The organism is Streptosporangium roseum DSM 43021, from assembly GCF_000024865.1.
In the GTDB taxonomy this organism is placed as follows: domain Bacteria; phylum Actinomycetota; class Actinomycetes; order Streptosporangiales; family Streptosporangiaceae; genus Streptosporangium; species Streptosporangium roseum.
Genome location: NC_013595.1, coordinates 1,393,644 through 1,407,548, shown reverse-complemented (window position 1 = coordinate 1,407,548; position 13,905 = coordinate 1,393,644). Strand labels below are relative to the sequence as shown.

Annotated in this window: 12 protein-coding genes; 5 read left to right on the top strand and 7 right to left on the bottom strand. The window is 70.4% G+C overall.

Annotation, left to right across the window (positions count from 1 at the left end):
- Positions 1 to 4: 4 nt before the first annotated feature.
- The 6 genes from SROS_RS06515 to SROS_RS53760 all read right to left on the bottom strand — a co-directional run bounded on the left by SROS_RS06515 (position 5) and on the right by SROS_RS53760 (position 6,035).
- Positions 5 to 886 carry a glycosyltransferase family 2 protein gene (locus SROS_RS06515; protein WP_012888097.1) on the bottom strand — a complete coding sequence of 294 codons (882 nt, stop codon included), beginning with the start codon at positions 884 to 886 and terminating at the stop codon, positions 5 to 7.
- A gap of 196 nt (positions 887 to 1,082) precedes the next feature.
- Positions 1,083 to 1,850, bottom strand: a complete 768-nt coding sequence (locus SROS_RS06510; protein WP_012888096.1) for a CDP-alcohol phosphatidyltransferase family protein — start codon at positions 1,848 to 1,850, stop codon at positions 1,083 to 1,085.
- On the bottom strand, positions 1,828 to 2,868 hold the full coding sequence (locus SROS_RS06505) for an iron-containing alcohol dehydrogenase family protein (protein WP_043651493.1): 1,041 nt from the start codon (positions 2,866 to 2,868) through the stop codon (positions 1,828 to 1,830). Before SROS_RS06505 ends, SROS_RS06510 begins: the two co-directional genes overlap by 23 nt.
- Positions 2,869 to 2,873: 5 nt before the next feature.
- Positions 2,874 to 3,608 (bottom strand): phosphocholine cytidylyltransferase family protein, encoded by a 735-nt coding sequence (locus SROS_RS06500; RefSeq protein ID WP_012888094.1) that lies wholly within the window; start codon positions 3,606 to 3,608, stop codon positions 2,874 to 2,876.
- Between the two features lie 103 nt (positions 3,609 to 3,711).
- On the bottom strand, positions 3,712 to 4,335 hold the full coding sequence (locus SROS_RS53765) for a DUF5941 domain-containing protein (protein ID WP_012888093.1): 624 nt from the start codon (positions 4,333 to 4,335) through the stop codon (positions 3,712 to 3,714).
- A gap of 86 nt (positions 4,336 to 4,421) precedes the next feature.
- Positions 4,422 to 6,035 carry a CDP-alcohol phosphatidyltransferase family protein gene (locus SROS_RS53760; RefSeq protein WP_012888092.1) on the bottom strand — a complete coding sequence of 538 codons (1,614 nt, stop codon included), beginning with the start codon at positions 6,033 to 6,035 and terminating at the stop codon, positions 4,422 to 4,424.
- A 155-nt stretch (positions 6,036 to 6,190) separates the two neighbouring features.
- Between SROS_RS53760 and SROS_RS06485 the strand changes: the two genes are divergently transcribed.
- Positions 6,191 to 7,603 carry a bifunctional cytidylyltransferase/SDR family oxidoreductase gene (locus tag SROS_RS06485; RefSeq protein WP_012888091.1) on the top strand — a complete coding sequence of 471 codons (1,413 nt, stop codon included), beginning with the start codon at positions 6,191 to 6,193 and terminating at the stop codon, positions 7,601 to 7,603.
- 50 nt (positions 7,604 to 7,653) lie between these two features.
- Complete coding sequence (locus SROS_RS06480; protein WP_012888090.1) at positions 7,654 to 9,480, top strand: CDP-glycerol glycerophosphotransferase family protein; 1,827 nt, start codon at positions 7,654 to 7,656, stop codon at positions 9,478 to 9,480.
- A gap of 27 nt (positions 9,481 to 9,507) precedes the next feature.
- Here the strand turns inward: SROS_RS06480 and SROS_RS06475 are convergent, their stop codons facing one another.
- Positions 9,508 to 10,539, bottom strand: coding sequence for a glycosyltransferase family 2 protein (locus tag SROS_RS06475; protein WP_012888089.1), 1,032 nt, complete (start codon positions 10,537 to 10,539; stop codon positions 9,508 to 9,510).
- A 65-nt stretch (positions 10,540 to 10,604) separates the two neighbouring features.
- Between SROS_RS06475 and SROS_RS06470 the strand changes: the two genes are divergently transcribed.
- The 3 genes from SROS_RS06470 (at position 10,605) to SROS_RS06460 (ending at position 13,739) form a co-directional block, all read left to right on the top strand.
- Positions 10,605 to 12,122, top strand: a complete 1,518-nt coding sequence (locus tag SROS_RS06470) for an LCP family protein (RefSeq protein WP_012888088.1) — start codon at positions 10,605 to 10,607, stop codon at positions 12,120 to 12,122.
- Positions 12,123 to 12,173: 51 nt separating this feature from the next.
- Complete coding sequence (locus SROS_RS06465; protein ID WP_043651490.1) at positions 12,174 to 12,530, top strand: STAS domain-containing protein; 357 nt, start codon at positions 12,174 to 12,176, stop codon at positions 12,528 to 12,530.
- A gap of 717 nt (positions 12,531 to 13,247) precedes the next feature.
- Entirely contained in the window at positions 13,248 to 13,739 is a 492-nt protein-coding gene (locus tag SROS_RS06460; RefSeq protein WP_148268969.1) for a hypothetical protein, read from the top strand.
- Positions 13,740 to 13,905 lie beyond the last annotated feature (166 nt).

Below are 13,905 nucleotides of genomic sequence, written 5' to 3'. Positions count from 1 at the left end.
GGGGTCAGACGATCGGCGGGCGGCCCAGGCGGAGCATGCGCCAGGCGGTCTTCCAGCCCATGGGACGGCGTTCCCCCGCGGGCTCGCGGAGACCTTCGGTGAAGCCCTTGAACCAGGCGCGCAGGGCGGCGCCGGAGCGTTCGCGGATCAGGGTGAGGACGATCCAGTTGAGGAGGTAGAGCGCGGCCAGGGGCCAGGGCAGGTTGCGGCGGGCCAGCCAGACGCGGTTGCGTGCGTTGAGGCGGTAGAAGTCGGCGTGGCGGGTGGGGGGGACCTGCGGGTGGTACATGACGGTCTGGGCGTCGTATTCGATGCGGTAGCCCTCACCGAGCAGCCGCCAGGCCAGGTCGGTCTCCTCGTGGGCGTAGAAGAACCGCTCGGGGAGACCGCCGACCTGCAGGAAGGCGGATCGGCGGATGGCGCAGGCGCCGCCCAGGAAGGTGGTGACCGGGGAGGACCGCTCGGGGTCGCCCGCCCGCAGGCGGGGGACGTGGCGGCGCTGGCCGGTGCCGCCCTCGGGGTCCATCACCCGGAAGGAGACGACGGCCAGGTCGTGCTCGGTGGAGAAGCGCTCACGCAGGTGGGAGACGACGTTCATCGCGCCGTACCAGCCGTCGTCGTCCAGGAAGAGCACCACGTCGCCCGAGCACTCCTCGACGCCGCGGTTGCGGCCCGCCGGGATGCCCGTGTTGTGGCTGAGCCGCACGGTCTTGACCGAGGCGGACGAGCCCGCCGGCACGGAGACCGACAGCTCGGGGACGTCCGCGCCGTTGCCGACGATGACCACCTCGACGTCGCCGTCGGTCTGGCGCAGCGCGGACTCGACGGCCCGGTCCAGCTCGGGGACCCGGTTGCCCATGGTGAGGATGACGCACGAGATCTTCAACGGGTCATCGTCCTGACGCGTCGAGAGCACGTGCGGAGCATACTTTCATGATCACCGAGTCTGCTGGGTCGGGCACATGTGTCATGGCTGAACGTTTCTGATTTACCGGAAAGCAAGCGTATCGGAACCGTCGGCGAACACCCACCAAACAATGAGGTGTCCGCACCTACGACGCACCGCACCGCTCTCCGGTTCCTCATGAAAGCCGCCTGGAGGCCAGGATGCTGACCAGGTGCAGTGCCATCTGCAGCACGGCGACCACGACACAGGCCACCATGAGCACCCGGGTGGCGGCCAGGCCGCCCGCGAGCAGGTCCCACACCGCGGCGACGACCACGATGATCGACAGCTCGACGGCCTGGACGAGCCGGTGGAACTTCAGGGCGGCGGCCGCCTTGCGGGCCATGCCCAGGCCGCGCGACTGGAACTGCTCGGCCGAGCTCTCGGTCGCCGCGACCAGGCCGGACCGGGCGCGGGCCACGTCGACCAGGTCGGTCTCCGCCTTGATCAGGATGGCGCCGAGCGCGGCGGCGAAGCCCATCACGGTGTACCAGTCGGGAAGGGTCTCCGACGCCCGGAAGCCCAGCCCGATGAGCAGGGCGGCCTCGGCGAAGTAGTGGCCGACCCGGTCCAGGTAGACGCCGGTGATGGAGGTCCGCCTGGTCCACCGCGCCAGCTCGCCGTCGGAGCAGTCGAGCAGCAGGTAGAGCTGGATCAGCAGCGCTGCGCCGACGGCGGCCCAGAGACCGGGGAGCGCGATGACCACGCCCGCCAGCACCCCGGACAGGATCATCAGCCAGGTGGTCTGGTTGGGGGTGATCGGCGTCTTGGCGAGGAACCAGGTGACGTAGATCGACAGCTTCCGCATGTACAGCGCGCCGGCCCAGTGCTCGCCGCTGTTGCGGTCCATGGTCGAGTGCGGCTGGGCGACCGCACGGAGCTCAGCGACCGACGGCCCGGACATAGTCCTCCACCCGATCGCGAATCTCCGGCTCCGACAGGCGCAGGTGCTCCAGGATCGTGTAACGCCCCGGACGGGTCGAGGGCGCCAGCATGACCGCCTCGGTGAACTGCTCGACGGTCAGCCCCAGATCGACGGGGGTGATCGGCAGCTCGTGCCCGCGCAGGCAGTCGACGACCTGGTTTAGCCTCCGGGAGTCCTCGCGGAGGAAGAAGCAGAAGGCGGCACCGACCCCGGCGAGCTCGCCGTGGTTGGAGGTGCCGGGAAAAAGCTGATCCACGGCATGAAGGATCTCATGGTCTCCGCCACTGGAAGGACGGGAGGACCCGGCGATCACCATCGACATCCCCGAGAGGATGAGCGCCTCGGCCAGCACGGTGAGGAAGGCGTCGGACTCGATCGAGTCGTTCCGGCCGATCACCGCCTCCGCCGCGGTGCGGGCCATCGCGCAGGCCAGGCCGTCGATCGGCTCGCCCCGCTCGATGTTGCCGAGCTGCCAGTCCTCGATCGCCGACAGGTTGCTCACCACGTCTCCGACCCCGGAACGGACCAGGGACTGCGGCGCGTCGTGGACGAAATCGAGATCCACCATGATGGCCAGCGGCATGGGGACGCCGAAGGAGCCCTTGCCGCCGTCGTGCGTCAGCGACGCCACCGGCGAGCAGATCCCGTCGTGCGACAGGTTGGTGGCCACCGCCACCATGGGGATGCCGGCGAGCGACGCGGCGTACTTGGTCGCGTCGATGGTCTTGCCGCCGCCGATCCCGACGACCGCCTCGTAGGCGCCCTTGCGCAGGTCGGCGCCGAGCGAGACGGCCGCGTCCACCGAGCCGTCGGGGACCCGGAAGACCTGGGCCTCGCCGAGCGAGGGGGCGATCACCGAGGCGATCCGGTCACCCTGGCCCGCGCCCACCGCCACCGCCACCCGCCCGGAGGTCGCCACCCGGCTGTCGGCCAGCAACGAGCCGAGCTGGGCGATCGCGCCCCGCCGTACCTCCATGGTCAGCGGGGCGGGCAGCATTCTGGCTAGTATCGGCACGCGATCTCCCGCGCCTTGGCGAGGTCGTCGTGGTTGTCGACCTCGACCCACGGGACCTCGCCGATCGGGGCGACCGCGATCTTCTCACCGCGGGCGACCAGCTCCTGGTAGCCGTCCTCGTAGTAGAGCTGCGGGTCGCGCTCGAAGGTGGCCTGGAGGGCGTCGGCGAGGCGCTCGCCGATACCGGGGCGGATCAGCGTCGCGCCGATGTATTCACCCGCGGCGTCGGCCGGGTCCATCAGCTTGGTGATCAGCTTGAGATGGCCGTCACCGTCGAGGGTGACCTTCATCTCCTCGTCGGCGAGCTTCTTCACGGCGTCGACCGCGAGCAGGATGTCACTGGTCGCGGGTGCCGACAGCAGCGTGTGCTCGACGGAGACCGGGTGCACCGTGTCTCCGTTGACCAGCAGCACGCCCTGGTCGAAGTAGTCGCGCGCGCACCACAGGGAGTAGGCGTTGTTCCACTCCTCGGCCTTGTCGTTGTGCACGAGGGTGAGTTTCACACCGTGCCGCCGCTCCAGCTCGGCCTTCCGCTCGTGTACGGCCTGCGCCTGGTAGCCGACGATGACCACGACGTCACGGAGGTCGGCCGCCGCGAGGTTCCGCAGCGAGATGTCCATGATCGTGGTCTCGCCGTCGACCGGCACCAGCGCCTTGGGCAGCGTGTCCGTGTACGGCCGCAGGCGTCGTCCGGCCCCGGCGGCCAGCACCATTCCCAGCAACGTGCGCTCCTCATCCAAGTGAGCCCCTCGGCGGGCACTCCTGGCCCCAAAGGTTAGTTGGCTTTAGACCCTGATCGTGTAATCAGGGGTTTGCCGGACGTTCTCAATCGTGGGCGCCCAGATCGGCCGCGTCCACCCCCGAGCGCGGCGCGGCCACCCAGCAGGTGACGCTCTCCCACCCGAAGAACCCCCACAGATAGAGCGCGAGCAGCACGAAGACCAGCGTGACCTGCCCGGCGAGGCCGCCCAGCGCGATCAGCAGCATGCGGCCGTCCCAGCCCAGCCCGGCCGTGGCCAGCCAGGGCGGCGGGTAGACGCGCTGGCGCACCCGGTAGACGACGTCGTAGTGGTGGAACGCCATCGCGCCGAGCAGCAGGAAGATCAACCACGGCGGCACGCCGTGCGCGAACCCGACCGAGGCCACGAATCCGTACTCGGTCAGGCGCAGGATCGGCGGGACCAGCCAGTCGAGCCTGCCGTCGTGCGGGTGGGAGCTGCCGGGACCGGCCAGCAGCAGCGCCACCGCGGGGGCGAACACCGCCAGCCCGTCGCTGCCGGCCACGCCCACCATCAGCAGCACCCCGGTCACGAAGGTCCCGACGAGCGCCGGCGGCAGCGGCGGGAGCTGCCCGGCGACCAGGTTGCCCATCGCCCGCGACAGGACCCCGTCGTCCCGGTAGGCCGTCACGATGCTGTGCGGCACCGGCGTCATGTGGACGGAAACCATGGTCGCGCTCGTCTCCTCACCGGTTCCGCGGAGTGCTCCGCGAGCCGTGCCTCCCGTCCCGCCGGCCGCGGAACCCCCGTTCCCACTCATCGGCTGAAGGACCTGCCGATCCTGCCCGCAACCGTGTAGAGGGCGGCGACGCCGCCCCAGACCAGCAGCGCGATGAAGGTCACCCGCGCGTTGAACACCGCGGCGGTCACCGCGATCAGAGCCATCCGCTCCCCGATGGGGAGCACGATGATCTTCTTCAGCCAGCGGGTGAAGGAGATCCGTTCCAGACGGCGCGACAGCCTGACGACCGCGTTCCCCGAGCCGGGGCCCTGCCGTTCCCGCAGGTAGCGCTCCGCGGCGGCGATCCCGTCCGCGACCTCGGCCGACTGCTCCAGCGGCGTCCGCCGCGGCACCGCCCCCATGGACGCGTCGGCCGGGGCGGTCAGCGAGGCGGCCGTCACGGCCCCGGCCGCCTTCGACCGGCCGGCGTCGGCGCGGGCCCCCGCGTAGGAGAAGTCGATCATGTGACGGAGCATCTGCAGGATCATCGCCGCGACCGCCAGCACCCAGATGCCGTGCGGGCCGCCGCGGGAGTCGTCCATCCCGGCCGCGTAGCCGATGGCGAGGCCCACGTAGACGGCGTACTCCTTGACCCGGTCGAAGGTGGCGTCCAGCCACGCGCCGAGCGGGGAGAACGCGCGGGTGTAGCGGGCGAGCTGGCCGTCCACGCAGTCGAGCACGAACGAAAGGTAGAGCAGGACCGCCCCGGCGATCTGCGCCTCGCGGGTGCCCGCGGTGAACCAGACCGCGGCGAGCGCGGCCAGGCCGACGGAGATCCCGGTGACCGCGTTCGGGGTCAGGTGCAGGTCGGCCGCCAGCTTGACCAGGTGCGTGGACCAGGAGCTCACGAAGTGGGTGGCGAAGAAGCCGTCGTCGGACTTGACCGCGACCTCCAGCCGGGCGCGGTCCTCGTCCACCTCGCCCAGCCGCAGCACGGCCGCGTCGGCGCCCTCCTGCCCGGCCACCCGGTCGCAGTGCAGCCGCCCGATCCCGCAGGCGCGCACCGGGACGCCGGCGCGGACCAGCCCGACCAGGAGGAGGTCACCGGCCTCGGCGCCGCCCATCTGGCCGAACCCGCCGGCCTCGGCCAGCTCGGCCAGCGTCTCCGCGGTCTCGGCGAGATCGGCGAGATCGGCCGCGCCGACCTGGAGCACGCCCCTGAAGGTGCCGTTGGCGTCGACGACGTCGTGGAATGAGGTGCCCGCGGCGACCACCCGGCCGCCCTCGGTCCGGACCGGCGGGCGCGACGGCCCGGCGTCCTCGGCGCCCCGGGTCACCAGCGCGCCCGTGTCGCGCGCGGGATGCTCCAGGAGCATGGCCAGCGCCTCGGTGTGGGCCACCAGGTCTCCCGCCACCACCGCCACCGGGGCGGTGGACGTCCGGGCCACCGCGGCGACCCTGCGCAGGTCGTCGGCGAGCCCCCGCGAGCCCTCCGAACCGATCATGTAGGTGCCGCCGGGAGCGTGGATGATCTCGCTGGAGCGGGCGACCACGTGCACGTCCCCCACCGGGAGCCGGACGAGCTGGTCGGTCAGCCGGTCGAGCAGAGTGCCGTCGGCGCAGCGCAGGGCCGCCGCCTCCATGGTGGCGAGCACCACGGCGGCCGTCCGGCGGGCGCCGGACGGGGCGAGGGCGTGAGAGTCATGCAAACCGGGCTCCTTCGTATCCGACGGGATCACCGTACGAATCGGGGAGTGCGTACTTAGCGTAGCGAGATCTTGACGGGATAGCACGGGAGCGCGGCCCGCGATCGGGTACGCACCCATTACGCTCGCCCTATCCGGACCGTTGAAGGAAGCAGATCTTGGCCGCTCTCGAACCACGCCTCCGCACCGTCGGGGTCGTCCTTGCCGGCGGTGTCGGCCAGCGTGTCGGCCTCAACACCCCCAAGCAGCTTGTCAAGATCGCCGGGAAGACGATCCTCGAGCACACCCTCGCGCTGTTCGACGGCGCGCCGGAGGTCGACGAGATCATCGTGATGATGACCCCGGGCTTCACCGAAGAGGTGGAGCGGATCGTCGCCCTCAACGGCTTCAGGAAGGTCAGCAAGATCCTGGAGGGGGGCGCCAGCCGCCCCGACACGACCTGGCGGGCACTGAAGGCGCTGGGCGCCCAGGAGTGCGACGTGCTCCTGCACGACGCCGTGCGGCCGCTGCTGGAGCCCCGGATCATCACCGAGTGCGTGGAGGCCCTGAAGGTCTACTCGGCCGTCGACGTGGCGATCCCGAGCTCCGACACGATCGTGGTGGCCGCCCCCGGCCCGCGCGGGGAGATCGTCCGCGACATCCCCGAACGGTCCAGGCTGCGGCGCGGCCAGACGCCGCAGTGCTTCCGGCTCTCGGTGATCCGCGAGGCCTACGAGCGGGCCTTCGCCGACCCCGGCTTCGACCGGCAGCCGCCCACCGACGACTGCGGCGTGGTGCTGCGCTACCTGCCCGACGTGCCGATCTACATCGTGCCGGGCAGCGAGCACAACATGAAGGTCACCCACCCGGTGGACGTGTTCATCGCCGACAAGCTCTTCCAGCTCGCCGCAGGCGCCGCCCCGGAGCACTCCCCCTTCGCCTACCGGGAGGCGATGGAGGGCAGGACCATGGTGGTCTTCGGCGGCAGCTACGGCATCGGCGCCGACGTGGTCGACCTCGCCGAGCGCCACGGCGCCGAGGTGTTCTCCTTCTCCCGGTCGCTGAACGGAGTGCGCGTCGAGGACCCCCAGGCGGTCGAGGACGCCCTCGCCCACGCGGCCAAGGAGACCGGCAGGATCGACTACGTGGTCAACACCGCCGGCGTGCTGCACATGGGCAAGCTCGGCGAGGTGAACGACACCACGATCGCCGAGACCGTGGGGGTGAACTACCTCGGTCCCGTCAACATCGCCAGGGCGGCCATCGGCCACCTCCGCGAGACCCAGGGCCACCTGCTGCTCTACACCTCCTCCTCCTACACGCGGGGCCGGGCCGACTACAGCCTCTACTCCTCGACGAAGGCCGCCGTGGTGAACCTCACCCAGGCCCTCGCCGACGAGTGGGCCGAATACGGCGTCCGGGTCAACTGCGTCAACCCGGAGCGGACCAGCACCCCGATGCGGGTCCGCGCTTTCGGCGAGGAACCGGCGCATACCCTGCTCTCACCGCGCGCCGTCGCCCAGACCTCCCTGGACGTGCTCATCTCACATCTCACCGGGCACGTGATCGACGTCCGCCTCGACGGAACCTGACACAGCGCGCCTACCAGGGCAAACACCGGCACGCGGGTTAGCGTCGGAAGATGACGCGTGACCCTCGTGCCCTGATGGCGTGCGCCGTCCTGGCCGGCTCGTACCCACTGCTCGTCATCGCCGCCCTGTGGCCCCTGCCGTGGCTGTTCCTGGTGGCCTGCGCGCTGTCGTACGCGGCCGAGATCGTCGCCAGGCGGCGTGCCCGCCGGGTGATCGACCTGCTCAGCAAGGTGCGCCTGGGTGTCACGCTGCGGTTCATGATGCGCGAGACGGCCGCGATCCTCCTGGTCGCGCGTACGGCGGGCACCGACTCGCCCTGGTTCACGCTCCTGGTCCTGGGGCTGTTCACCCTGCACGGCGCGCGGGCCCTGCAGACCTGGCTCGCGATCACCTACAGCCGCGTCCTCAACCAGCTCCCGGTGCTGACCCGCAACATCGACGGCGTGGTGAGACTCCCCCCGCCCCCGTCGGCCATCCTGGTCGACCACGGGAGCATGCGGATGCTCCACCTGGACATGCTGCCGGTCGGCGGCGCAGCCCTGGGCGCGGTGCTCGGCACCGGCCACCAGGGGGCGGCCGGGGCCGTGGTCGCGGTCGGCCTCGGCGCCGCGGGCGCGGTCGGCCTCCTGCCCCACCTGCGCCGGATCCAGCCGCTCAAGAACCGGCGCGGCATGCTGAAGGCGGTCAACAGGCGCCTCGCCAGATACAGGCCGGAGGTGATCCTCTACTTCTCCGGGCCGAACGACTCGGCCTACCAGGTCACCATGTGGCTGCGCCCGCTGGAGCGGATCGACCGGCGGGCGGTCGTGGTCCTGCGGGAGCGGAACATGCTCCGGCTGCTGGGAGAGACCTCGCTGCCGGTGGTCTGCATCCCGTCGGCGGCCGACCTGATGAGCTTCGGGGCGCTCGACTCCGCCCGCGTGTGCCTGTATCCGTCCAACGTCGGCAAGAACATCCACATGCTCCGCATCCGGGGGATGCGCAGCGTCTTCGTCGGCCACGGGGACAGCGACAAGGAGGCGTCCTTCAACCCGTTCACCAAGGTCTACGACGAGGTGTGGGTGGCCGGGCAGGCCGGTCGCGACCGGTATCTCCGCGCGCGGGTGGGCGTGTGCGACGAGGACGTCCACGAGGTGGGCCGCCCGCAGCTCACCGGCGTCCACACCACCGGCCCCGGCCTGCCGTACCGCACCGTGCTCTACGCCCCCACCTGGGAGGGGTGGACCGACGACCTGTTCCACACCTCGATCATCACGATGGGGCCCTCGATCGTCCGCGCCCTGCTCGCCCACTCCCCCGCGCTCCGGGTGATCTACAAGCCGCACCCGCTGACCGGCTACCGCAACCTGGCCGCGCGCCGTGCCCACGAGGAGATCCTCACGATCCTGGAGGAGGCCGAGCTGTCCCGGTCCATCGCCCGCCATCCCGCCGGCGCGGTCCGCACCGATCCGATCGGGCACCGGGCCGTCACCGGGTCCGAACCGCACCTCTACGACTGCTTCAACCAGGCCGACCTGATGGTCACCGACATCTCCAGCGTGGTGGCGGACTTCATCGCCAGCGGCAAGCCGTACGTGGTGACCAACGTGGCGGGGCTGCCGGAGCGGGCCTTCCGCGAGCGGTATCCGAGCACGGAGGCCGGCTACCTGCTCACCCGGGACCTGGGTGAGCTGCCCGCCGTCCTGGCGGCCCTGGAGCAGGACGGGGAGGACGTCCTGGCGGCCACCAGGCGCAAGCTGAAGGCCTACCTGCTCGGCCCCGACCATCCGGACGCCATGGCCCGTTTCAACGACGCGGTGAACGCCTCCTACGGCCGCGCCGCACGCGGGGCGGACACGGCCGGGACCGGTGTCGCCGCCGCACGCGGCGAGGGCTGAGACCGGCGGCGGGCGGGCCCGGAGGCCTCAGCCCCGGGTCCGCCCGGACTTGCTCAGACGCTTCGGGCTCGTCAGGAAGCCCCAGCCCCATGACATGTGCATGGTGACGTAGACCAGCGGCAGCCGGACGAGTGAGGCCGTGGGCAGGCCGCTGCCGGTCACCGCCGAGCCGGCCAGGATCGCCGCCAGGTAGCCGCCGGGGATCAGCAGGCCGGGCCAGAAGAACGGGGAGAGGACCAGGCCGGCGAGGATGGCCAGCACGGCCACCGGGGGCGCCAGGTAGCGCAGGTTGATCGTGCCCTCGTGGGTGCGGGCGACCACCCTGCGCCAGCGGCCGTAGTGGAAGTACTGCTCGGCGAGGGCCTTGACGGTGGGCCTCGGCCGGTAGGAGACGCGCATCCGGGGCTGGAACCAGACCAGGCCGCCCGTCTCGCGGATGCGGTGGTTCATCTCCCAGTCCTGCGCCCGCTGGAAGTGCTCGTCGTAGCCGCCGACCCGCTCCAGCGCCTCGCGGCGGAACACGCCGAGGTAGACCGTGTCGGCCGGGCCCGCGGTGCCGCCGGTGTGGAACCGGGCGCCGCCGACACCGATCTTGGAGGTCATGGCACGGGCCACGGCCTGCTCGAACGGCGTGACGCCCTCGGCGGCCATGACGCCGCCGACGTTGTCGGCGCCGGTCTCCTCAAGCGTCTCCACCGCGACCTGGAGGTAGTCCTCCGGGAGCATGGCGTGGCCGTCCACGCGGGCGATGATCCCGTTGCGGGAGGCGCCGATGGCGGCGTTGAGGGCGTTGGGGGTGCGTCCGGTCGGGTTCGGGACCACGGTCACCCGGGGATCCTCGGCCGCGATCGCGTCCGCGACCTCCTGGGTGCGGTCCCGGGAGGGGCCGATCGCGAGCACGACCTCGATCGGTCCCGCGTATCGCTGCGCGAGGACCTGACGCACCGCCTCCCGCAGATGGCGCTCCTCGTTCAGCACCGGGATGACGATGGAGATGGGGGGCCAGACACGTGTCTCGGGAGACGACGCCGGCGCGGGCGAGTCGGGGAACTGCTTCATGGCGTCGCTCACGCTACTGTACGGACGGGTACCTCATCGACCCAGCCGAGCCTAGGGGGCCACGCATGCGCGACCCGGAAGAGGACGACTCGGGTGTGCAGGTGGGCGGTGACGCCTACGGCACGGTCCGGGTGACCCCGGTGAATCCGAGGCGTGACCGCAGGTCCGTCAGGGGTGCCCGGTCCCGGCGTCGCGGCCTGTTCGTCGCCGGCGCGCTCTCGTGCCTGGTCCTGGGGAGTTCCGGGGTGACGTGGGCGCTGACGAACTACGCCGAGAAGAAGATCGAGGCGGTCGACGCCGGCGTGCCCGGCTCGCAGTCCACCGGCGCGATGAACATCCTGGTGGTCGGCGTGGACAGGCGCGACAACCTCTCCCGCCAGCAGCAGAACCGGCTCAAGCTGGGCCGCGAGAGCGGCGAGCGGACCGACACCATGATGGTGCTCCACCTCTCGGAGGACCACACCAGGGCCACCGTGGTCAGCCTCCCCCGCGACACCTGGACGACGGTCCCCGGCAAGGGCGCGCACAAGATCAACGCCGCCTACCAGCTCGGCGGCCCGAAGCTCGCCGTGCGGACGGTGCAGAACGCCACCGGGCTGACCATCCACCACTACGTCGAGGTCAACGTGCTGGGCTTCATCGAGGTGGTCGACGCGCTGGGCGGCGTCTCGGTCTGCACCCCGGTCGCGATCAATGACCCCAAGACCGCGCTCACGCTCCAGCCCGGCACCTACTCCCTCGACGGCGTCAAGGCCCTCGCCTACGCCCGCACCCGCGCCACCGCCCGCTCCGACCTGGACCGCATCGACCGCCAGCAGCAGGTGATCTCCGCCCTGCTGCACCAGGCCCTCAGCGGCGACACGCTCACCAACCCGGTCAGGCTCGCCTCGTTCGTCGACACCGCCCTCGGCACGCTCCGGGTGGACGACGCGCTCCGCAAGGACCTGCTCGGCCTGGCCAACCAGCTCAAGGACGTCTCCACCGACGACGTGGCCTTCGCCACCGTCCCGCTCGCCGACGTCGACTACAAGACGCCGACCAACGAGTCCGCCGTCCTCTGGGACAAGGAGGCGTCCAAAGAGCTGTTCCGCCGGATCGCCGCCGACGAGCCGCTCACCAAGCCCGCCAAGTCCACGGCGACCCCGGCCCCGGCGTCGAGCGCGACGCCGTCCCCCTCGGCCACCGCGCCGACCGTGCCGCCCTCGCGGATCTCGGTCAAGGTGCTCAACGGCACCCTGATCACCGGCCTCGGCGCGCGGACCCGCGCGGACCTGCTGAAGGCCGGCTTCCTGGTCCCCGAGATCGCCGGCGACACCCGGAAGAGGGACCACGACAAGACGGTCATCCGGTACGGCAAGGGCCGCGAGGACTCCGCGCGGACCCTGGCCGCCGCGCTGCCCGGCTCGGACACGCGCCTGGTGGAGGACCTCGGCGACCGGATCGAAGTGATCGCCGGCCGGAAGTACCAGGGGGTCAAGAAGGTCACCGTCGACGATGCCGTCAAGCCGACCGCGACTCCGTCCCCGGCCCAGAGCGCCCTCCCCACGGCCAGGACCGCCACCCAGAACATCTGCAAAAAATGAGCTGAGCGCATAAACGCCCCCCGTCAGGGCAGGTAAGCCCGCACGGAGGTGATGATCGTGATCCCGGCTTTCGATGTTCAGAGATGGAACAACGGTCCCTGCGTGATAGTACGGGCGGCAGGTGAGCTGGACATGGCGGTCGCCCCACGGCTCCGGGCGGAAGTCGACCGCGCCCTGGAGACCCCCGGTCACCCGTGCCTGGTGATGGATCTGACCGAGGTGCCGTTCTGCGACTCGGTGGGCCTGGGCATCCTGGTGGGCGCGCTCACCCGGATCAGGGACACCCATGGCCGTCTCATCCTGGTGGTGGGTCCCGGCATGATCACCCACCTGTTGACCATCACCAATCTCAACCGGCACTTCGAGACGTGCGGCAGCCTGCGCGAGGCCCTCGACGCCGCCGCCTGAGCCCGGGGTCCGGGCGGTCCCGGCCGAGGCCCGCCCGCGGATCCACGCGGCCCGGGGACGTCCCGGGCCTGCCGGCGGATTCCTGCCCCCCTCGGCGTCCGATGTCCGTATGCTGAGCGCCTGCCCCTGCTGACGCCCGGGAGATCCGGATGGCGCGGGACGGAGCGGCTCGACGGCGCGGCTCGTCACCGGACGCCAGGTGGCCGCGGAAAAACCGGGAACCTTCTTAACAGATACTTCCATCCATACCCGGATATCAGGCGGACGTGTTTCACGATCCGCCATTTTTGATGCAATGACCTGTTTGCGAAATCCCGAGAGCGCTCGGCCGCCAATAGCATAATTCGTCACAGTTGCGGCTTTTAGCCCATATGCGACTGCGGACCATCGGTCAGAATACCGTTCCAGTTGATCCGTACTGACCGGTCGGGTAAATGGTGTTCATGCAGCTCAGAACAGGTATGTTGAAGATCGTTCAAATTCGGGCGAAGTTACGTTGGCCAACCCATGATCGTGAGGCTATTGTGACGCTTCAAGCTGATCCATCGATCATGAATGAGGTTAATTTCCGCAATGGTCCATCAGGCCGCCGAGCCCCCGGATACCTCTCGCGAGGGCTCGCCCGATCCCCCTCGAAAACCGGAGCTCCCCGACTCCCAGGAGCCCCCCGACACCCGTTCCAAAGGAGGGAAACGCGTAGGGTGCATTGTTTCGATCTTGATGCTCGTGGGCACGCTCTGCACGGCCTTCGCCGGAGGGGTTGACGCCGTCAAAGGGGCTCGCAGCCTCTTCGGGAAGCCCGCCCCCGGCTCCGAGGCCTCGGTCACCGAACCGGTGGCGGCCAACGCCACGCCGTGGAGCCCCTGCCAGGTGATGCGGGGCAGCGCCCGGCTCCAGGCCGGCAAGACACTGGTGGCCGCCGTACGGCAGCCGTACGACAAGAAGGCGAGATACCACTTCGAGCTGATCGAGGTCGGTGACGACGGCGCCTGGACGGTGGTCCTCCCGCTGGACCCCGGCGACCCGGCGGCGGGCGGCAGGACCTACAAGATCACGTTGCTGGACGCGGACAGCAGGTGGGTCGCGCACGTGATCGACGCTGCCGGCGGTGGGAGCGAGACTTCATGGAAGGCCCGCGCCACACCGCCGCGCAGCTCTTCTCTGATCAGTTTTTCGATTCTGCGTTCCCTCGGAACCGGGAACTGCTGAACCGTATTCATCCCGGGCGGATCTGGTTGGCGCCTCCCGTCCGGGAACCGGATCGCAGCGAGCATAGGCCAATACCCGTCTTGATCATGAGTCATCGACGTAAAGCTTTCGATCCGTCATCACGACGCTGCGCGATCCGCAGCGCATACGTAAACGATGAAGGGCC

Bases quoted from the DNA above. Each gene is read 5' to 3' on its own strand.
- SROS_RS06465 (WP_043651490.1), top strand. From the start codon at position 12,174: ATGATCGTGATCCCGGCTTTCGATGTTCAGAGATGGAACAACGGTCCC.
- SROS_RS06505 (WP_043651493.1), bottom strand. From the start codon at position 2,868: ATGCTGCCCGCCCCGCTGACCATGGAGGTACGGCGGGGCGCGATCGCC.
- SROS_RS06510 (WP_012888096.1), bottom strand. From the start codon at position 1,850: ATGTCCGGGCCGTCGGTCGCTGAGCTCCGTGCGGTCGCCCAGCCGCAC.
- SROS_RS06480 (WP_012888090.1), top strand. From the start codon at position 7,654: ATGACGCGTGACCCTCGTGCCCTGATGGCGTGCGCCGTCCTGGCCGGC.
- SROS_RS06475 (WP_012888089.1), bottom strand. From the start codon at position 10,539: ATGAAGCAGTTCCCCGACTCGCCCGCGCCGGCGTCGTCTCCCGAGACA.
- SROS_RS53765 (WP_012888093.1), bottom strand. From the start codon at position 4,335: ATGGTTTCCGTCCACATGACGCCGGTGCCGCACAGCATCGTGACGGCC.
- SROS_RS06470 (WP_012888088.1), top strand. From the start codon at position 10,605: ATGCGCGACCCGGAAGAGGACGACTCGGGTGTGCAGGTGGGCGGTGAC.